Source organism: Acidovorax sp. GW821-FHT10E03, assembly GCF_059415205.1.
On record NZ_JBWKMU010000002.1, the window covers coordinates 60,181 to 78,320 of the forward strand.

Here is an 18,140-nt window from a genome sequence, read left to right on the forward strand (position 1 = left end):
TTGTCCAGCGGCCTGCGCATTGCCCCTGCAACCGGGGCCGCGCAGGCGCGCAGCGCCTCGGAGGGAGGGCTCCCCAACTAATCTATCTTGAGCCCGGACTGCTTCACCAGCCTCGCCATGCGCGCCACTTCGGTGCGGAAGAACGCAGCCGTGGCATCCGGCGTTGTGGCCTGCAGCAGGTAGCCCTGGGCGAGCAGCGCGTCGCGCACCTCGGGCATCCCCAGGGTGGCGCGCACGGCCTGGTAGACCCGTTCGGCCTCCGCCTTGGGCAGGCCCGCGGGCCCCACCATGCCGACCCATCCATCCAGCGCGTACTGCGGCAGGCCCTGTTCCGCGATGGTGGGCAGATCCGGCAACAGCGGCGAGCGGGTGGTGGACGACAGGCCGATGGCCTTGAGCGTGCCCGCCTTCACATGCGGCGCCGCCACGGCCACCGCGATGAACGCCAGCTGGATCTGCCCGCCCAGCACGTCGGCCGTGAGCGGCCCCATGCCACGGTAGGGGATGTGCTTGATGTCGACCTGCGCTTCGTGCACGAACATCTCGGCCGCGAGGTGCAGGATGGTCCCGTTGCCCGACGAACCGTAGTTCAGGGTCCCGGGCTGGGCCTTGGCCAGGGCGATGAGTTCGCGCACGTTCCGGGCGGCCACCGAGGGGTGCGCCACCAGCACGAACGGCGTCGCACCGATCACGGTGATGGGCGTCACGTCGTCGACGGCATCGTACGGAATGCTCTTGAAGACGCTGGGGTTCACCACGTGGTTGTTGGACACCATGCCCAGTGCCGAGCCGTCCCTGGGCGCCTTGACGATCATCGAGGTGCCGGTGATGCCCCCCGCTCCGGGGAAGTTCTCGATCACCACGGCGCGCCCGAGCGACTTGCCCAGGCCGGGCCCGAAGGCGCGCGCCAGGCCGTCCACGCCCGAACCGGCGCTCACGGGCAGGATCAGGCGCAGCGGGCGCTCCGACGCCGCCTGGGCCCACGCGTGCAAAGGCGCTGCCAGGCCGGCGGCCAACGCGGCCAGCGCCGTGCGCCGGCGCAGCGCCGGTGGCGGGCAGGCGGGGTGGTGGTGGATGAAAGGATGGTGGTGCATGGCGGTTGTCTCCGTGTTGTGATCTCATCCATCGCCCTGCGGGCGCATTGCTCAAGCCACGGCGTGCCTGTCCTGCAGCGCCTGGATCTGCGCGGGGGTGTAGCCCAGTTCCTGCATGAGCGCGCCGGTGTGCTGGCCCAGCACGGGCGGCTGCAGCCGCACGCCCAGGCGCTGGCCGTCCATGCGCAGCGGGCACAGCGTGGTGCGGGCGGTCTGCCCCGCCCGCTCGCCATCGGGCAGGGTGATGTCGGCCAGGCCGCCCGTGGCGTTGAGGTGCGGGTCGTCAAAGAGCTGCTCGGGCCGCGAAATGGGTGCGAACGGCAGGCCGTGTTTTTCAAAGATGGACGCCAGCTCGGCGGCGCTGTAAGTGGCCAGGCGCTGGCGCAAGTCGGGCATCAGCGTGGCACGGGCGCGCACCCGGTCGTTGTTCGTGGCCAGTTGCGGGTGGGCCTTGAGGTCGGCGAACCCCATGGCGTCGCAGAAGGTGGTCCACTGCGCATCGCTCACGGCGGCCAGGAAAATCTGCTCGCCATCCTTCACGCTGAACACGTCGTACAGCGCCCAGGACGAGATGCGGTCCGGCATGGGCGCGGCCGGCTGGCCGGTGACGGCGTACTGCATCATGTGCTGGCCGACCAGGAAGACGTTGTTCTCGAACAGGGCGGAGTCCACCTCTTGCCCCCGCCCGGTGATGCCACGCTGCATCAGGGCCGCCATGGCACCAATGGCACCGAACATGCCGCCCATGATGTCGTTCACGCTGGTGCCCGCGCGCAGCGGGTCGCCGGGCCGCCCCGTCATGTAGGCCAGGCCGCCCATCATCTGCACCACCTCGTCGAGCGCCGTGCGGTGCTCATACGGGCCCGGCAAGAAACCGGTGTGGTTCACGTAGATCAGGCGCGGGTTGAGCTGGCTCAGGGCCGCGTGGTCCAGCCCGTATTTCGCCATCACGCCCGGCTTGAAGTTCTGCGCCACCACGTCGGCCGAGGCGGCCAGCTTGCGCGCGACCTCCAGGCCCTCGGGGCTGCGCAGGTCCAGCGCGATGCTCTTCTTGTTGCGGTTGAACATGGGGAAGAAGCCCGCGCCGGCGCCCAGCAGGTGGCGCGTGCGGTCGCCGTCCACGGGCTCGACCTTGATGACCTCGGCCCCGAGGTCCGCCAGCACCATGCCGCAGGTGGGGCCCATGACCATGTGGGTGAACTCCACCACGCGCAGGCCCTGCAGGGGCAGTGCACGGGGGGCAGAGGTGCCGGGTGGCGCGAGCGGGGAGGAAGAAGAATCGGTGTGGGATGTCATGGGGCGACGATACGGGATGGAAGGGCGCGCGGCGGTGGCTCAATGTTGAGCTCGTGGCGAGCTCAGTGGATGGCGGCCAGGGAGACGGTCCCTGCGCCGGTGCGCGGTACCCCGGCCTGCCACAGCGTGCCGTGCAGGGTCTCCCCGGCCAGCCAGCCCGCCACACGCTCGCGCAGCGCCAGTAGCGCGTCCACGTCGATGCCGGTTGCGACGCCCATGCGTTCCAGCATGAACACAAGGTCTTCGGTGGTGACATTGCCGCTGGCGCCCGGCGCGTGCGGGCAGCCGCCGATGCCGGCCAGGCAGGCATCAAAGCGGGTGATGCCGGTCTGCCAGGCCGCGTAGACGTTGGCCAGGCCCATGCCGCGCGTGTCGTGAAAGTGCGCGCAGGCCAGCCGGTCTCCCACCAGCGCGCGGGCCTTCTCGAACAGGCGGGCCACCGAGGCCGGGTCGGCATAGCCCACGGTGTCGGCCAGGCTCACATGGTCGGCCCCGGCATCCAGCAGGGCCTGCATCAGGCGCAGCACCTCGCTCTCGGCCACCTCGCCCTGCAGGGTGCAGCCAAACGCCGTACCCACGCCGCCTTCGATCAGGCAGCGGCTGCCGCTGGCGTCGCGCAGCGCGCGGATGCGCGCCACCTCGGCCACCACGTCGTCGGGTGTCTTGCGCAGGTTGGCCAGGCTGTGGGCATGGCTGGCGGACAGGGGCACCACCATCAGGTCGGCGCCGCATTCAAGCGCACGTTCGGCGCCTTTGTAGTTGGGCACCAGCACCGAGGCGACCAGGCCCGGCAGGGTCTTGGCATGGGCCAGCACCTCGGCGGTGTCGGCCAGCTGGGGCAGCAGGCGGGCGGGCACGAAGGAGCCGACCTCGATCTCACGCTGGCCCGCGGCATAGGCCGCGTCGAGCCAGTCGATCTTGTGCGCGGTGGACACCACGGTGGCGATGCTCTGCAGGCCGTCGCGCAGGCCCACTTCGCGCACCACGGCCCGCGCGGGCGCCATGCCGGGCGCGGGACGGGTCGCGGGGAAAAAAGAAGGGGTGTTCACGGCGTTGTCTCCAGCTCGTTGGTGTTCCGTGGGAGATTCTAGAAATTCCCAACAGAATCAGAAAATACATCTCGGAAGCCATATGATTCCCAAAAGGAACATCACAGTCTTTCAAGCGGAGGCAATTGCATGCGCGATCTCGACCTGCAGACCCTGCGCCTGTTTGCCGCCGTGTGCGAGCAGCGCAGCATCGCGCGCGTGGCCGAGCAGGAGTCCATCGTGGGTTCGGCCATCAGCAAGCGGCTGGCCCAGCTGGAGGACACGGTGGGCACCGCCCTGCTGGTGCGCAAGCGGCGCGGCGTCATTCCTACCCCGGCGGGGGAAACGCTGCTGGAACACGCGCGCACCATGCTCGCCAGCGTGGGCCAGATCGAGCGTGACATGGCCGCCTATGCCACGGGCATCCGGGGCCACGTGCGCATGCTGGTCACGGCCTCGGTCATGGCCGAATCGCTGGCCGACGATGTGGCCGCCTTCCTGCAGGACCCGGCGCACCGCGACATCCAGGTGAGCCTGGAGGAGCGCGTGAGCCCGGACGTGGTGCAGGGCATCCGCGACGGCAGCGCGTCCATTGGCATCTGCTGGGACGCGGCGGACCTCTCCGGCCTGGAAACGCGCGGCTACCGCAACGACCACCTCGCCGTGGTGGCACATGCCTCGCACCCCGTGGCCCGGCACGCCAGCGTGCGGTTCGCCGACGTGCTGGACCATGAATTCGTGAGCATGCCCGCGCTGAGCGCCGTGCAGGTGCTGCTGGCACGCGCCGCGGCCGTGGAGGGAAAAATGCTCGCGCACCGGGTGCTGGTGTCCAACTTCGACGCGGCCCTGCGGGTGGTGCGCGCCAACCTGGCCATCAGCGTCGTGCCGCGCGAGGTCGCCCTGCCCTTTGCCCAGACCGCCCCGGTGCGCGTGATTCCGCTGAGCGATCCCTGGGCCCGGCGGCGCTTCGCCATCTGCTACCGCAGCGCCCAGATGCTGACCCCGGCCGCACAGTTGCTGGTCCACCATCTGGCGGGGCTGGGCCGCCAGGAATGACCGCCTCCAACCGTGGCCCCATCGCAACAGTTTGAGTTGTAACACGTCATTTTTGGGGCGTAGCGCATGCGTGGTGTGCGTTCTGAGCTACTAAACTTGTAGCAAAATGGGTTCCGCGCTATAGTCTCAGCGCATCAGCGGGCCCGGCATTCGCCCACCCGAATGAAAACTTGATCCAACACTTGCGCGAGGAGAAGCGTCCATGAGCTCCAAAGAAAATGCCGCCATCAACCAGTTGTTCGAGCGGCTCGAATGCCGTTACGCACTGCGCGTGCTCTGGGCCCTGAAGGACGGCCACCCCCAGACCTTCCGCCTGCTGCAGGACAGCGTGGGGGGCATCACCCCCAACACGCTCAACACCCGCATCAAGGAACTGCGCGAAGCCGGCTTCGTGGACCATGGCAGCGACGGCTACACTGTCACTCCTTCCGGCGCCGACCTGCTCAAGCGCCTGTCGGACGTGCAGGCCTTCGCCACCCGCTGGGTGGCCGGCCGCGCCAAGAAGGTCTGACCACAGGCCAGCGGTCCCGTCTGTTCCCCGCGAAGGGGCTTCTCGTTAAAATACAGGGCCAAATTAGCTTCTAGCGCATGACATACAAGCGCTAGAAGCTATATTTTTAATAGCAAGCAAGGAATTTCATCCATGGCACTGACCACCACCGCATCCGGACTGCAATACGAAGACACCACCGTGGGCGACGGCGCCGAAGCCACCAAGGGCCAGAACGTTTCGGTGCACTACACCGGCTGGCTCTACAACAACGGCGAGCAAGGCGCCAAGTTCGACTCCAGCCACGACCGCAACGACCCCTTCGAGTTCTCGCTGGGCGGCGGCATGGTCATCAAGGGCTGGGATGAAGGCGTGCAGGGCATGAAGATCGGCGGCAAGCGCACGTTGATCATCCCCGCGGCCCTGGGCTACGGCGCGCGCGGCGCGGGCGGTGTGATCCCTCCGAACGCCACGCTCAAGTTCGATGTGGAACTGCTCAAGGTCGGCCGCTGATCGCGCAGCCTGCGCGGCAGCATCCGACACGACACCAAAGCGGCCTTCTGGCCGCTTTTTTTACGCCTGGCCCGCCATCTGTGGCATGGGCGCAGCCCAGGCCAGGCCCGCGCGCAAGGATGCCGCGCCGTAGAAAGGAAAGGAAAGGCACAGAGCGGCTCGGGGTGTCCCGTCAATCAAAAAGCGCCTTGTCCAGCCGCTCGAACTTCGCGTCGCCCACGGCCTCGCGGATCTTCGGTGCCAGCGCCGCCAGGTCCTCGAAACTGCCCGCTCCCTCCACGGCCAGGTTCAGCCGGAACCCGCGCAGCCCCATGGCGGCGGTCAGCTCGGTGGCAATCGGGTAGGCCGCCTGGTAGCGCTCTTTCGGCGTGCGCCCCGAACCCTCCAGCGGCGATGCCACCGTGCCCAGGTCCGTCGCTGGCGCGGGTTCGGCCACGGGGGCTGGCTGGCTGGCGGCCATTGCGGCAGGCAGGGACTGCCCCGCCAGCGGCGCCAGCAGCCCCTGGGCGATCATGGCCTGCACGTCGTCCTGCGTGATTCCCATGGCCGCGGTGGCCGCCAGAATCTCGCCCGTGGAGCGCTTGCCATCAAACAGGATGAAGGCCGAACGCTGGCGCGAACTGAGACTGCCGTGCCGGTCCTTGAGCGCTTCTTGCCCTGCCGGCGTTTTGACGAGAACCATGAGCCTCCTTGAGCTGAACGGTGGCGGGTTGACGCGGGGCACCCACCACCCCACGAGCCCCTGCAGGCCAGATTCTCACGTTTGTGCACCATTGAAAATCGGGGTTTACGCATAACCATGGCAGCGCTGGCCGGAACGCGGTCGTGCCCCTCCTGGCCCCGTGCCGCAACCCGCAATCCCGCGGCGCCGCTACATCTCGGAGCGGATGCGCGGCAAGGCGGGCGCGGGCCGCGTCACCCAGCTCACCACCACGGCGACCACCAGTCCCGTCGGCACGCCGAACACGCCGGCCGAGATGGGCTGGATGCCAAACCAGAGCCCGTCCGCCAGCATCCAGCTGGGCAGCGCGCGCATGGCCGACACATGCGAAAGCATGTAGTAAACCGCCACGCCCAGCCCCGCCACCATGCCGGCCACCGCGCCCTGCCGCGTGGTGCCGCGCCAGAAGATGCCCAGCACCATCACCGGCACGAAAGCCGATGCGGCCAGGGAGAACGACGCCGACACCATGGGCAGGATCTCTGACGGCTTGAGCGCCGCGACAAAGGCCGCCGACAAGGCCACCGCCAGCAGCGCGAACTTGCTCAGGATCACACGCTGCTCGGGCGACGCCTCGCGCTGGGTGTCCTGGAAATACAGGTCGCGCACCAGCGCATTGCTGATGGTGAGCAGCAGGCCGTCGGCGGTGGACAGCGCCGCGGCCAGCCCACCCGCCGCCACCAGGCCGGAGACCACATACGGCAGGCCCCCCAGCTCCGGCGTGGCCAGCATGATGAGGTCGGCCCCGAGCCGGATCTCGCCAAACTGCACGATGCCGTCGCTGTTCACGTCCTCCACCGACAGCAGCGAGCTGTCCACGCGCGCCCACTGGGCCATCCAGTTGGGAAGGGCCTCGAAGCTGCTGCCCACCAGGTTCTGCATGACCTCGAACTTCACCAGCACCGCCAGCGCCGGGGCGCTCAGGTACAGCAAGGCGATGAAGAACAGCGACCACGCCACCGAGGCGCGCGCCGCCGACACCGTGGGCGAGGTGTAGTAGCGCGTGAGCAGGTGCGGCAGGCCCGCCGTGCCCACCATCAGGCAGAACATGAGCGCCAGGAAATTGCGGCGCGTCAACTCGTAGTCGCGCTGCTCCTCGGGGGTGCCCTTCGGGTCGCCCACATAGGCCTGGCTGTGCAGGGGCAGGCCACCGAGGGGGCGGGCACGCTCATAGTTCTCGCGCATCTCGCGGGTCCAGCGCTCGCGGGCCGCGGCGGCATCGCGCGGCAGGGCCGCCAGCTCGCGGCTGGCCGTGACGATCAGGCCCACATCGGCGTTCTGGGTGCGCAGCGCGCGGATGCGCTCGCGCCCCTTCTCGCGTTCGCGCTCCAGGGCACCCTCCACGTCGCTCAGGCGGGCCTCGAAATCCTGGGCGCGCCGCAAGTAGGTCTGCACCACCTGGTGTTCCGCCGGCGAATCGAGCAGTTGCGCCTCCAGATCGGCGATCTTGCTGATCTGCTCGCCATAGACCAGCGGCGCCAGCGGGTTGCCAAGCTGCTTGTAGGCCAGCCAGGACACCGGGATCAGGAAGGCCAGCAGCAGCACCACGTACTGCGCCACCTGCGTCCACGTGATGGCGCGCATGCCGCCCAGGAACGAGCACAGCAGCACGCCGCCCAGTCCCAGCATGATGCCGATCTCGAACTGCACGCCGGTCAGGCGCGAGGCGATCAGCCCCACGCCGTAGATCTGCGCCACCACGTAGGTGAACGAGCACAGCACGGCGGCCAGCGCGGCGATCACGCGCGGCCACCGGCCGCCAAAACGCACGTGGAAAAAATCGGGCACGGTGTACAGGCCCATGGCGCGCAGGTGCGGCGCGATCAGCATCGCCACGAGGCAGAAGCCGCCCGTCCAGCCCAGCAGGTAGGCGAGGCCCCCCGCCTGCCCCGGCGTGCCGGAAAAGCCCTGCAGGTAGAGCGCCCCCGACAGGCTGATGAACGACGCGGCGCTCATCCAGTCGGCCGCCGCCGCCATGCCGTTGTACATGGGCGGAATCCGCCGGCCGGCCACGTAGTATTCCTCCGGGTCGGTGGTGCGGCCGTAGACGCCGATGCCCGCGTACACCATCACCGTGAGGAACAGGAAGATGGGGCCGATCCAGTGGCGCGAGAGCCCCTGATGCTCCGCCCAGGTCATCAGCGCCAGGAAGGCCAGCACGCCCGCCACATACAACGCCAGGATGCGGTGCAGCCGCCACAGGTAGGCCCGGTCTGCGCCGGAGGAATTGTTCTCAGCCATGGTCAGCTAGGAGGAAGGGCCGCGTCTTCCAGGGATGCGGCCGCAATGCGCTCAGCGTCCTGGCGCTCGAACCGGTTCATGGCCCATCCATAGGCCACCACGATGCCGATGAACACCAGCACCGCACCCTGTGCCGCGATCCAGTAGCCCAGGGGCCAGGCGCCGAACACCAGCACCTGCAGGTCCCTGGCGAAATAGGTGGCGCCAAACGACACCAGCGCCCACAGCAGCAGCAGGCCCGCCTTGAGTTTCAGGTGCCGCACATCGTGCAGATCGGGCGGGAACGGGCCCGCCATTTCCGCCTCGGATGGTGATCGACGGGGCATGGCGGAGTCGTTCACGCAGGCTCTCAGCGATCCACGGCCCTGCGGGCCACGCGTGACCCGTGCAATGAGGGCAGGTCGAACAACAGCCCCCCCCGCACAAGTGCCGCCCCGCCGCGCCGGGCGCGCACCCCCTTCTGCGCGTGGCGCGCGAGAAGGGGAAAGCGGCACGGCCGCCCGGGGGGTTGCCGCGTCACGTCAGGCTGCCAGTTGCTGCCAGGTGGCGATCACGCTGTCGGGATTGAGCGAGATCGACGAGATGCCCTCGGCGGCCAGCCACTGGGCGAAGTCCGGGTGGTCGCTGGGGCCCTGGCCGCAGATGCCGATGTACTTGCCCTGTGCCAGGCAGGCCTTGATGGCCTGGTGGATCAGCTGCTGCACAGCGGGGTCGCGCTCGTCGAAGTCGTGCGCCAGCAGTTCCAGCCCCGAATCGCGGTCCAGGCCCAGGGTGAGCTGGGTCAGGTCGTTGGAGCCGATGGAGAAGCCGTCGAAGAACTCCAGGAAACGCTCGGCCAGGATGGCGTTGCTCGGCACCTCGCACATCATGATGACCTTGAGGTCGTCCTTGCCGCGCTCCAGGCCGTGCTGGGCCAGCAGCTGCGTCACGCGCTCGGCCTGGCCCAGCGTGCGCACGAAGGGCACCATCACCTGCACGTTGGTCAGGCCCATGTCGTTGCGCACGCGCTTCAGGGCCTCGCATTCCATCGCGAAGGCTTCGCCGAAATCAGCGCTCAGGTAGCGCGCCGCACCGCGGAAGCCCAGCATCGGGTTTTCTTCCTCGGGCTCGTAGCGGCTGCCGCCGATGAGCTTCCTGTACTCGTTGGACTTGAAGTCCGACAGGCGCACGATCACCGGCTTGGGATAGAAGGCGGCAGCGATGGTGGCCACGCCTTCGGCCACCTTGTCCACGTAAAAGGCGCGCGGGCTGGCATGGCCCCGGGCCACGGACTCCACGGCCTTCTTCAGGTCGGCATCGATCTGCGGGTAGTCCAGGATGGCCTTGGGGTGCACACCGATGTTGTTGTTGATGATGAACTCGAGGCGCGCCAGGCCCACGCCCTCGTTGGGCAGCTGGCAGAAATCGAAGGCCAGCTGGGGGTTGCCCACGTTCATCATGATCTTGGTTTGGATGCTGGGCATCTCGCCGCGCTGCACCTCGGTGACCTCGGTTTCCAGCAGGCCGTCGTAGATGCGGCCGGTGTCGCCCTCGGAGCAGCTCACGGTGACCAGCGTGCCGTCTTTCAGCAGTTCGGTCGCGTCACCGCAGCCCACCACGGCCGGAATGCCCAGCTCGCGCGCGATGATGGCGGCGTGGCAGGTGCGGCCGCCCCGGTTGGTGACGATGGCGCTGGCGCGCTTCATCACGGGTTCCCAGTTGGGGTCGGTCATGTCGGTCACGAGCACGTCGCCGGGCTGCACCTTGTCCATCTCGGCAATGTTGTGCACCAGGCGCACGGGGCCGGTGCCGATCTTCTGGCCAATGGCGCGGCCCTCGGCCAGCACGGTGCCCTGGCCCTTGAGCTTGTAGCGCATCTCGGCCTGGCCCTTGGACTGGCTCTTCACGGTTTCGGGCCGTGCCTGCAGGATGTAGAGCTGGCCGTCGGTACCGTCCTTGCCCCATTCGATGTCCATCGGGCGGCCGTAGTGCTGCTCGATCACCAGCGCATACTGGGCGAGCTGCTGCACGTCGGCATCGGTCAGGGAATAGCGGTTGCGCTGCTCGGTGGGCACGTCGGTGGTCTTCACCAGCTTGCCCGAGGCGGCCTTCTCCTGGGGCGTGGAAAACACCATCTGGATGAGCTTGCTGCCCAGGTTGCGGCGGATCACGGCCTTCTTGCCGGCACGAAGCATGGGCTTGTGCACGTAGAACTCGTCGGGGTTCACGGCGCCTTGCACCACGGTCTCGCCCAGGCCGTAGCTGCTGGTGATGAACACCACGTCTTCAAAACCGGACTCGGTGTCGATGGTGAACATCACGCCGGCCGCGCCCAGGTCGGAGCGCACCATGCGCTGCACCCCGGCCGACAGGGCCACGACGTCGTGCTCGAAGCCCTTGTGCACGCGATAGGAGATGGCGCGGTCGTTGTACAGGGAGGCGAACACCTCCTTCATCTTGTGCAGCACGTCGTCGATGCCCACCACGTTCAGGAAGGTCTCCTGCTGGCCCGCAAACGATGCGTCCGGCAGGTCTTCGGCCGTGGCGGACGAGCGCACCGCGAACGAGGCGGCGGGGTTGCCGGCGCTCAGCGTGGCGAATGCTTCGGCAATGGCTTGTTGCAGGTCGGCCGGGAAGGGCTGGGCCTCGACCATGGCACGGATCTCGGCACCGACGGCGGCCAGGGCGCGCACATCTTCGGTGTCCAGGCTCTTGAGCTTGGCGCTGATCTTGTCAGCCAGGCCGTCGTGGGCCAGGAACTGGCGAAACGCGTGCGCCGTGGTGGCAAAGCCCGTGGGCACCCGCACGCCCTGGGGCAGCTGGGAGATCATCTCGCCGAGGGAGGCGTTTTTACCGCCTACGGCCTCGACATCGGTCATTCTCAGGTTTTCAAACGGTACGACCAGGGCGGTCGGGCTGAAAAGTGCAGACATGGGAAAGCTCCAGAAGTTGAAACCGGGTCTGCGCGCCCGCCCCCTTGGAGCGATGGGCGAGCGGCCATGCACGGGCAGCGGCTTTGTCGTTGTGGTTGTGGGCCGACGAAGTGCATGGTGAGAATTTGGATAATTGTCACAATTGTAGGCCTGCGGCACTGGCGGCAGGCTGACGTACTGAAAGGCACCCTGCTCCATGCACACGCGCACCGTTTTTTTCGTCTCGGACGGCACCGGCATCACCGCCGAAACCTTCGGCAATGCCATTTTGGCGCAGTTCGAGATGAAGCCGCGCCATGTGCGCCTGCCCTTCATCGACACCGTGGACAAGGCCCACCAGGCGGTGCGGCAGATCAACCACACGGGCGAGGTCGAGGGAAAGAAGCCTGTGGTCTTCACCACCCTTGTCAACATGGAAGTGCTCAAGGTCATCCAGGAAGGCTGCAAGGGCATGCTGCTGGACATGTTCGGCACCTTCGTGCACCCGCTGGAAGAAGAACTGGGCATCAAGTCGCACCACCGTGTCGGCCGCTTCAGCGACGTGAGCCGCAGCAAGGAATACACCGACCGCATCGAGGCCATCAACTTCAGCCTGGCGCACGACGACGGCCAGAGCAACCGCGACCTGGCCGGTGCCGACGTGATCCTGGTGGGCGTGAGCCGCAGCGGCAAGACACCGACCAGCCTGTACCTGGCCATGCAGTGCGGCCTCAAGGCGGCCAACTACCCGCTGATCCCCGAAGACTTCGAGCGCCGCCAGTTGCCCCCCGCGCTGGTGCCGTTTCGCAGCAAGATCTTCGGCCTGACCATCAGCCCCGACCGCCTGGCCGAAATCCGCGCGGAGCGCCGTCCCAACTCCCGCTACGCCAGCCTGGAGAACTGCCGCATGGAAGTCTCCGAAGCCGAGGCCATGATGCGCCGCGCGGGCATCCGGTGGTTGTCCACCACCACCAAGTCCATCGAAGAGATCGCCACGACCATCCTGCAGGAGATCCGGCCGGAGCGGCTGGTGTACTGAGGGGCGAACCGCCGAGCGTGTGCGCCGAACGCGTCGCACCCCGTCGCTTGATTAAAAAAGGCTCTAGCGCTTGATCAGCAATATCTGATAGCTATTAATATGTGAGCGATTGGGAGCACCAACCTCGACCGCGCCCCTGCGCGTGGATCGCTTTGTGCGGCATCGCGCCCCCGGAGCCTCGTTAAAAAAACCCGCATCCTTCACGTTGCCCTGGTGCCCTGGTGTCTTTTGCAGCCGCCGCAATGGTGGTGCTGTTCGTCGGCAAACGTTGGTACGACTACGTGCACAAGGCCACTTCGCCCTACGACGAAGTGGGGCTCGAACTGAACTCCAGGGCGCCAGCGCCCCTGAACCGCCAGGGCTGCGCGCAACTGCAGGAACGCTTTGCCCGGGTCGTGCCACCCTACGGGTGCGCTACCGGCGATGGACGTCAGTGGAAGTAGGCCGGCCCTGAGGGCGAATCCACGCGCAGCAGCTGGCGGGGTCATGCCGCCGGCCTGCAGCACGCTGAATGAGCGCGCGCCTACTTCACCGCGAACCGCACATTCGCCGGCTTCTTGCCCGGCAGCGCCACCAGCGCCACCACCTTGGTGCCCGCGGCCACCTTGAACGTGCCCTTGACTTCCAGCCGGCCTTCTCCCGCCGGCACCAGCATCGCCTCGGATTTTTCCGTACCGTTCAGCAGCGTGAGCTTGGCGTTCACTCCTTCGGTCCGGGCGGGCTTGCCATGGTCGCGCAGGTGCAGCGTGAGGAGGTCGGGCTTGGCCACGAGTTCGTAGTCCATGTCATTGGCTTCCACGACGATGCCGCCATGCAGCGGCTTGTGTTCGTGCCCGTGGGCGTGGTCGCCTGCCGCAAAGGCAGTGCCACAGAATGCGAGGGCCAGGGTGGCGAGAAGATGTTTCGTTGTCATGGTGATCCTTTCAAAGGGAGGATGGGAACAGGGAACAGGGTCAGAACGCCTCGGCGTTCTTGTCGTCCAGAAGACGCTCGGCATCGCGGCGGCCGAACAGCCAGAACAGGGCCGGGGTCAGGAAGGTGTCGAGCAGGGTCGAGCTGATCAGGCCCGAGAAGATCACCACCGCCACCGGGTGCAATATCTCGGTGCCGGGGCGCTCTGCCTCCAGCAGCAGCGGCGCCAGCGCGAAGGCCGTGACCAGGGCGGTCATGAGCACAGGGGACAGGCGCTCCAGCGAGCCGCGCACGATCATCGCGGTGTCGAAGTTCTCGCCTTCCACGCGCATCAGGTTCAGGTAGTGGCTGACCTTGAGGATGCCGTTGCGCACCGAGATGCCCGCCAGCGTGATGAACCCGATCAGCGCCGCCACTGACAGCGGCTGGCCCGAGATCCACAGCCCCAGCACGGCCCCCACCAGCGCCAGCGGGATGTTGGCCATGATCAGCGCCGACAGCGTGGCCGAGCGGTAGCGTGTGTACAGCACCACGAACATCAGCACCAGCGAGACCACGGCCAGCATGCCCACCAGGCGGCTGGCCTCTTCCTGCGCCTGGAACTGGCCGCCCAGGGTGATGAAATAGCCGTCCGGCAGGCGCGTATCACCCACCACCTTGCGGATGTCGGCCACCACGTCGGACAGTGCCCTGCCCTGCGCATTGGCCGAGAGCACGATGCGGCGCTTGCCATCGTCGCGGCTGATCTGGTTGGGACCGTCGCCGTCCTCGATGCTCGCCAGGCGCGACAGCGGCACGCGCCCGCGCGGGGTCTCGATCATGATCTGCGCCAGGCCATCTAGCGAGCGCGCGCTCTCGGGCAGGCGCACCACCAGCGCGAAGCGCCGGCTGCCCTCCACGATCTGCGTCACCTTTTCGCCCTCCACCAGGCCCTGCAACGTGGCCAGCACCTGGGCCGCGGGCACGCCGTACTGGGCTGCGGCGGCGTGGTCCACGCGCACGGTGATCTGCGGCGCCAGCACCTGCTTTTCCACCTCCAGGTCGGCCAGGCCGTCGATGCTGGCCAGGCGCCCGCGCAGCGCATCGGCCTGGCCGCGCAGGGTATCCAGGTCCTCGCCGAAGAGCTTGATCGCGATCTGCGAGCGCACGCCCGAGAGCATGTGGTCGATGCGGTGCGAGATCGGCTGGCCGATGGCGATCGCCGCCGGCATCTGCGCCAGCCGGCTGCGGATGTCGGCCTGCACCTCGGCCATGCTGCGTGTGAGCTCGGACGCTGGCAGCAGACCCACATCGAGCTCGCTCACGTGCACGCCCTCGGCATGCTCGTCCAGCTCGGCCCGGCCACTGCGCCGACCCACGTGCGTGACCTCGGGCACCTGGCGCACCAGCACCTCGGCCTGGCTGGCCAGGGCGGTGGACTCGGCGAGCGTCACGCCCGGGTTCAGGCGCATGCCGATGAGCAGCGTGCCCTCGTTGAACGGCGGCAAGAAGGTCGTCGGAAAGAACGGCACCGCCGCCACCGACAGGACCACCGCCACCCCGCTCACCGCCATGGCCATGCGCGGACGTGCCAGCACCCGGGTGAGCCCACCGCGGTAGCGCGCCTTGAGCCAAGCCACCACGCGGGTATCGCCATGGTCGAGGTTCTTCATGCGCGGCAGTAGGTAGAAGGCCAGCACCGGCGTGACGGTGACCGACACCAGCAGCGAAGCCACGGTGGAGACGATGAACGCGATGCCCAGCGGCACGAACAAACGCCCCTCGATGCCCGGCAGCGCAAACAGCGGCAGGAACACCAGCACGATGATGGCCGTGGCGTAGAGGATGCCCGAGCGCACCTCCATCGACGCGAGCTTGACCACCTCCAGCGGGTGCAGCCGGTGGTTCGGGTGCTTCGAGCGGTCCATCTTCAGGCGCCGCAGCACGTTCTCCACGTCCACCACCGCATCGTCCACCAGGCCACCGATGGCAATGGCTAGGCCGCCCAGCGTCATGGTATTGATCGACAGGCCGAAGTACTTGAACACCAGCGCCGTGATGAAGATCGACACCGGGATGGCCGTGAGCGCGATCACCGTGGGCCTGAGCGTGCCCAGGAACACGAACAAAATCACCGCCACGAACACCGAGGCGCCCATGAGCTTGCCCTGCAGGGTGGTGACCGAGGCCTCGATGAAGCTCGCCTGGCGGAAGGTGACGCGCGGCGCCTCCATGCCTGCGGGCAACGACTTCTTCAAATCACCCAGCGCCGACTCGATGCTGCGCGTGAGCGCGATGGTGTCGGCCGTGGGCTGCTTCTGGATGCCGAGGATCACGGCCGGCTTGCCCTCGAAGCCCGCATCGCCGCGCTTCAGGGCCGCAGCAAATGTGACCTCGGCCACCTGGCGCAGCAGCACGGGCTGGCCGTTCCTTGCGGTGAGCGCCAGGTTCTGCAGATCCTCCAGGCGCGAGGTGCGGCCCAGGTGGCGGATCAGGTACTCGCGCCCGTTAAGCTCCAAAAAGCCACCCGAAGTGTTGCTGGAGAAGCCCTTGAGCGCCCCCGTGAGCTGGTCGTGCGTGATGCCCAGCTCCGCCATGCGCGCCGTGTTGGGCTGCACCTGGAACTGGCGCACCTCGCCGCCGATGGGGATCACCTGCGCCACGCCGGCAATCGCCAGCAGGCGCGGACGCAGCACCCAGTCGGCGTACTCGCGCACGGCCATGGGCGTGGTGCGCTGCACGTCGATGGGGATCGCCACCTGCATGATCTCGCCCATGATGGAGCTGATGGGCCCCATGCGCGGCGTGACGCCCGCGGGCAACCCCTCCTCCATGGACGACAGGCGCTCGGACACCATCTGCCGCGCGCGGAAGATGTCCGTGCTCCAGTCGAAGGTGACGTAGATGAAGGACAGGCCCGCGCTGGAGGTGGAGCGCACGCTCTCCACGCCGGGCAGGCCGTTCATGGTCGTCTCCAGCGGGAAGGTGATGAGCTGCTCCACCTCCTCGGCGGCCATGCCGCCGGCCTCGGTCATCAGCGTGACGGTGGGCTTGTTGAGATCGGGGAACACGTCCACCGGCGTGCGCGACAGCGTGAAGGCGCCATAGGCCATCAGCACGCCCGCCGCGATGAGCACCAGCAGCCGGTTGGCCAGGCTGCTTTCGAGTAGCCACTTGAACATTGCGTGGTTTCCTTCAACGGACCTGGTTGATCAGCGTGGCGCCCTGCGTGGCCACGCGGTCACCGGCCTTGAGGCCCGAGGTCACGGCCACCGAGGTGCCGTCGAGGGGCACGTAGGTGACGACGCGCGGCACGAAACGCTCGGGCGACTCCTTGACCCAGACGATGGTCTGGTTCGCGGGATTGCGCAGCAGCGAAGCCACGGGCACCTGCACGCCAACGGCCTGCTCGGTGGATTGCACGAATACGCGCACGGGCTGGCCCAGGGCCAAGGTACCGAGCACGGCCGAGTCGCCGGCAAACTGCAGCGGCAGCGCCTGGTCGCGCAGGCTGCGCGCCGCGCCCAGAAAACGCAGCGGCACGCGCTGCCCGCCCACGGCCAGCGCGGCGCCGGCCACGCTGTGGGCCTGCGCCGTGTCGTAAGCCAGGGCTTCGACGCGCAGGCGCGTGGGGTCCACCACCTCGAACACCAGTTCGCGCGCATCCACCACCTGCCCTGCCACGGCATTGGCCGAGGCGATGACACCCGAGACGGGCGCCACCAGCGCATCGCGGGTCGAAAGGCCCGCCCCCACCGCGCCCAGGCGCTGGGTGACGCTTTGCAGCTCGCTCTCGGCCGCCTCGATGTCCTTGCGCGGCACGGTGTCCGACAGGTCCTTCAAACGCGCCACGCGGCGTGCCGCCAGGTCGCGCGCCGCACGCAGCTCGGCCTGCTGGGCCAGTTGGTTGGATCGCTCGATGGCGCCCGCCGTGGGCACCACATAGGCCAGCACCTCGCCCTTGCGCACGGCCTGGCCCACGCCGGGCAGGCCCTTGGTGCCTGCCTCCAGCCGGCCGGCCAGCGCGGCCTGCACCTTGCCGCCAGCGTTGGGGTCCATGACCACCGTGCCGGCCAGCTCGAAGGCCTTGGGGTGCTGGCCCTCGGCGGCCACCAGGGTGCGCACGCCGAGTTGGCGCTGCGCAGGCTTGGGCAGGAAGACGCTGCCATCGGGCTGGCGCTTGGGGCCGTTGCCGTCGGCCGCTGCGGGCGCGTCGCCATGGTCATGGCCTTCACCGGCACGCGCCACCAGCGGGGCGCACAGCGCAGCGGCCATCGCCAGGGCCACGACGGAATGGAGAGAGGTCAGGCGCTTCATGCTGCACCTCCCAGGCGCTGGGCGCGCGCGGCGCGGCCACGCCGCAGGCCCCACGCCAGGGCCAGGGCTGCCAGCACGGCGGCCAGGGCACCGGCGACCAACGCGTTGCGCCGGCCCGTGGGCTCGGCGTGGGCCTGGGCCGCGGCGTGCACGTCGATCTCGCCGGCCAGCAGGTCGGTGTCGTTGCCGGCCACGACGGTGGCGGTGACGGGGCTCACCCCCTCGGCCAGCGGTGCGGCCAGCGCGGCCTGGAACTCGCCGTCGGCCACGCGGGTCACGGGCACGCGCGTGCCGGCGATGTCGATCTCCAGCTGGGCCTCCTTGACCGGGCTGTTGTCGCCCGCATGGTCCAGGTAGAGCGCCAGTTTTTGCCCGTCGAGCACGCCCACCAGCTCGAACAGGTCGGAGGTGGCGGCAAAGCGCGGTATCGCAGGGCCGGCTGCGGCGGCGGGGGCTTCGCCATGGTCATGGCCATCGCCAGCCAGTGCCCACGAAGGCGCCAGGCCCAGCACCAAGGCCAGGGCCAGCGCGGAAGGAAGAGAAAGGAGTTGCATGGTGATCAC

16 protein-coding genes are annotated in these 18,140 nt (G+C 68.2%); 5 read left to right on the forward strand and 11 right to left on the reverse strand.

Annotation, left to right across the window (positions count from 1 at the left end):
• Positions 1-77 precede the first annotated feature (77 nt).
• The 3 genes from AC07OD_RS03490 to AC07OD_RS03500 all read right to left on the reverse strand — a co-directional run bounded on the left by AC07OD_RS03490 (position 78) and on the right by AC07OD_RS03500 (position 3,394).
• Positions 78-1,094, reverse strand: coding sequence for a tripartite tricarboxylate transporter substrate binding protein (locus AC07OD_RS03490; protein ID WP_218340241.1), 1,017 nt, complete (start codon positions 1,092-1,094; stop codon positions 78-80).
• 51 nt (positions 1,095-1,145) lie between these two features.
• Positions 1,146-2,390, reverse strand: a complete 1,245-nt coding sequence (locus tag AC07OD_RS03495; RefSeq protein WP_494595179.1) for a CaiB/BaiF CoA transferase family protein — start codon at positions 2,388-2,390, stop codon at positions 1,146-1,148.
• Between the two features lie 62 nt (positions 2,391-2,452).
• Complete coding sequence (locus tag AC07OD_RS03500; RefSeq protein WP_492244247.1) at positions 2,453-3,394, reverse strand: hydroxymethylglutaryl-CoA lyase; 942 nt, start codon at positions 3,392-3,394, stop codon at positions 2,453-2,455.
• Positions 3,395-3,568: 174 nt separating this feature from the next.
• On the opposite strand from AC07OD_RS03500, the gene AC07OD_RS03505 reads away from it, so the two are divergent.
• The 3 genes from AC07OD_RS03505 to AC07OD_RS03515 all read left to right on the forward strand — a co-directional run bounded on the left by AC07OD_RS03505 (position 3,569) and on the right by AC07OD_RS03515 (position 5,477).
• A complete protein-coding gene (locus tag AC07OD_RS03505; RefSeq protein WP_218295388.1) occupies positions 3,569-4,474 on the forward strand; it encodes a LysR family transcriptional regulator in 906 nt (301 codons plus the stop codon).
• Between the two features lie 202 nt (positions 4,475-4,676).
• Complete coding sequence (locus AC07OD_RS03510; RefSeq protein WP_218295389.1) at positions 4,677-4,985, forward strand: winged helix-turn-helix transcriptional regulator; 309 nt, start codon at positions 4,677-4,679, stop codon at positions 4,983-4,985.
• A gap of 132 nt (positions 4,986-5,117) precedes the next feature.
• Positions 5,118-5,477, forward strand: a complete 360-nt coding sequence (locus AC07OD_RS03515) for an FKBP-type peptidyl-prolyl cis-trans isomerase (protein WP_218295390.1) — start codon at positions 5,118-5,120, stop codon at positions 5,475-5,477.
• A gap of 172 nt (positions 5,478-5,649) precedes the next feature.
• Here the strand turns inward: AC07OD_RS03515 and AC07OD_RS03520 are convergent, their stop codons facing one another.
• From AC07OD_RS03520 to ppsA, 4 genes are all read right to left on the reverse strand, one after another.
• On the reverse strand, positions 5,650-6,159 hold the full coding sequence (locus tag AC07OD_RS03520) for a hypothetical protein (RefSeq protein WP_218295391.1): 510 nt from the start codon (positions 6,157-6,159) through the stop codon (positions 5,650-5,652).
• Between the two features lie 189 nt (positions 6,160-6,348).
• A complete protein-coding gene (locus AC07OD_RS03525; RefSeq protein WP_218295392.1) occupies positions 6,349-8,439 on the reverse strand; it encodes a VC_2705 family sodium/solute symporter in 2,091 nt (696 codons plus the stop codon).
• A gap of 2 nt (positions 8,440-8,441) precedes the next feature.
• Complete coding sequence (locus AC07OD_RS03530; protein ID WP_494595588.1) at positions 8,442-8,765, reverse strand: DUF4212 domain-containing protein; 324 nt, start codon at positions 8,763-8,765, stop codon at positions 8,442-8,444.
• Positions 8,766-8,960: 195 nt separating this feature from the next.
• The gene (gene ppsA / locus AC07OD_RS03535; RefSeq protein WP_494595181.1) at positions 8,961-11,351 is read right to left on the reverse strand and encodes a phosphoenolpyruvate synthase; all 2,391 of its coding nucleotides are present in this window, start codon (positions 11,349-11,351) and stop codon (positions 8,961-8,963) included.
• Between the two features lie 196 nt (positions 11,352-11,547).
• Between ppsA and ppsR the strand changes: the two genes are divergently transcribed.
• Both ppsR and AC07OD_RS03545 read left to right on the forward strand, forming a co-directional pair.
• On the forward strand, positions 11,548-12,369 hold the full coding sequence (gene ppsR / locus AC07OD_RS03540; RefSeq protein WP_218295395.1) for a posphoenolpyruvate synthetase regulatory kinase/phosphorylase PpsR: 822 nt from the start codon (positions 11,548-11,550) through the stop codon (positions 12,367-12,369).
• Positions 12,370-12,590: 221 nt separating this feature from the next.
• Complete coding sequence (locus AC07OD_RS03545; RefSeq protein WP_369642881.1) at positions 12,591-12,812, forward strand: hypothetical protein; 222 nt, start codon at positions 12,591-12,593, stop codon at positions 12,810-12,812.
• 80 nt (positions 12,813-12,892) lie between these two features.
• On the opposite strand, the gene AC07OD_RS03550 is transcribed toward AC07OD_RS03545, so the two are convergent.
• From AC07OD_RS03550 to AC07OD_RS03565, 4 genes are read right to left on the reverse strand one after another with little or no spacing between them, the layout of a single operon-like run.
• Positions 12,893-13,282, reverse strand: coding sequence for a hypothetical protein (locus AC07OD_RS03550; protein ID WP_494595184.1), 390 nt, complete (start codon positions 13,280-13,282; stop codon positions 12,893-12,895).
• 40 nt (positions 13,283-13,322) lie between these two features.
• Positions 13,323-16,442, reverse strand: coding sequence for an efflux RND transporter permease subunit (locus AC07OD_RS03555; RefSeq protein WP_494595186.1), 3,120 nt, complete (start codon positions 16,440-16,442; stop codon positions 13,323-13,325).
• Positions 16,443-16,455: 13 nt separating this feature from the next.
• Positions 16,456-17,577, reverse strand: a complete 1,122-nt coding sequence (locus tag AC07OD_RS03560) for an efflux RND transporter periplasmic adaptor subunit (protein WP_218295398.1) — start codon at positions 17,575-17,577, stop codon at positions 16,456-16,458.
• Positions 17,574-18,131 carry a hypothetical protein gene (locus AC07OD_RS03565; protein ID WP_218295399.1) on the reverse strand — a complete coding sequence of 186 codons (558 nt, stop codon included), beginning with the start codon at positions 18,129-18,131 and terminating at the stop codon, positions 17,574-17,576. The genes AC07OD_RS03560 and AC07OD_RS03565 overlap by 4 nt, the downstream gene beginning before the upstream one ends.
• Positions 18,132-18,140: the final 9 nt, after the last annotated feature.

Bases quoted from the DNA above. Each gene is read 5' to 3' on its own strand.
- AC07OD_RS03490 (WP_218340241.1), bottom strand. From the start codon at position 1,094: ATGCACCACCATCCTTTCATCCACCACCACCCCGCCTGCCCGCCACCG.
- AC07OD_RS03495 (WP_494595179.1), bottom strand. From the start codon at position 2,390: ATGACATCCCACACCGATTCTTCTTCCTCCCCGCTCGCGCCACCCGGC.
- AC07OD_RS03500 (WP_492244247.1), bottom strand. From the start codon at position 3,394: ATGGCGCCCGCGCGGGCCGTGGTGCGCGAAGTGGGCCTGCGCGACGGC.
- AC07OD_RS03505 (WP_218295388.1), top strand. From the start codon at position 3,569: ATGCGCGATCTCGACCTGCAGACCCTGCGCCTGTTTGCCGCCGTGTGC.
- AC07OD_RS03510 (WP_218295389.1), top strand. From the start codon at position 4,677: ATGAGCTCCAAAGAAAATGCCGCCATCAACCAGTTGTTCGAGCGGCTC.
- AC07OD_RS03515 (WP_218295390.1), top strand. From the start codon at position 5,118: ATGGCACTGACCACCACCGCATCCGGACTGCAATACGAAGACACCACC.
- AC07OD_RS03520 (WP_218295391.1), bottom strand. From the start codon at position 6,159: ATGGTTCTCGTCAAAACGCCGGCAGGGCAAGAAGCGCTCAAGGACCGG.
- AC07OD_RS03525 (WP_218295392.1), bottom strand. From the start codon at position 8,439: ATGGCTGAGAACAATTCCTCCGGCGCAGACCGGGCCTACCTGTGGCGG.
- AC07OD_RS03530 (WP_494595588.1), bottom strand. From the start codon at position 8,765: ATGCCCCGTCGATCACCATCCGAGGCGGAAATGGCGGGCCCGTTCCCG.
- ppsA (WP_494595181.1), bottom strand. From the start codon at position 11,351: ATGTCTGCACTTTTCAGCCCGACCGCCCTGGTCGTACCGTTTGAAAAC.
- ppsR (WP_218295395.1), top strand. From the start codon at position 11,548: ATGCACACGCGCACCGTTTTTTTCGTCTCGGACGGCACCGGCATCACC.
- AC07OD_RS03550 (WP_494595184.1), bottom strand. From the start codon at position 13,282: ATGACAACGAAACATCTTCTCGCCACCCTGGCCCTCGCATTCTGTGGC.
- AC07OD_RS03555 (WP_494595186.1), bottom strand. From the start codon at position 16,442: ATGTTCAAGTGGCTACTCGAAAGCAGCCTGGCCAACCGGCTGCTGGTG.
- AC07OD_RS03560 (WP_218295398.1), bottom strand. From the start codon at position 17,577: ATGAAGCGCCTGACCTCTCTCCATTCCGTCGTGGCCCTGGCGATGGCC.
- AC07OD_RS03565 (WP_218295399.1), bottom strand. From the start codon at position 18,131: ATGCAACTCCTTTCTCTTCCTTCCGCGCTGGCCCTGGCCTTGGTGCTG.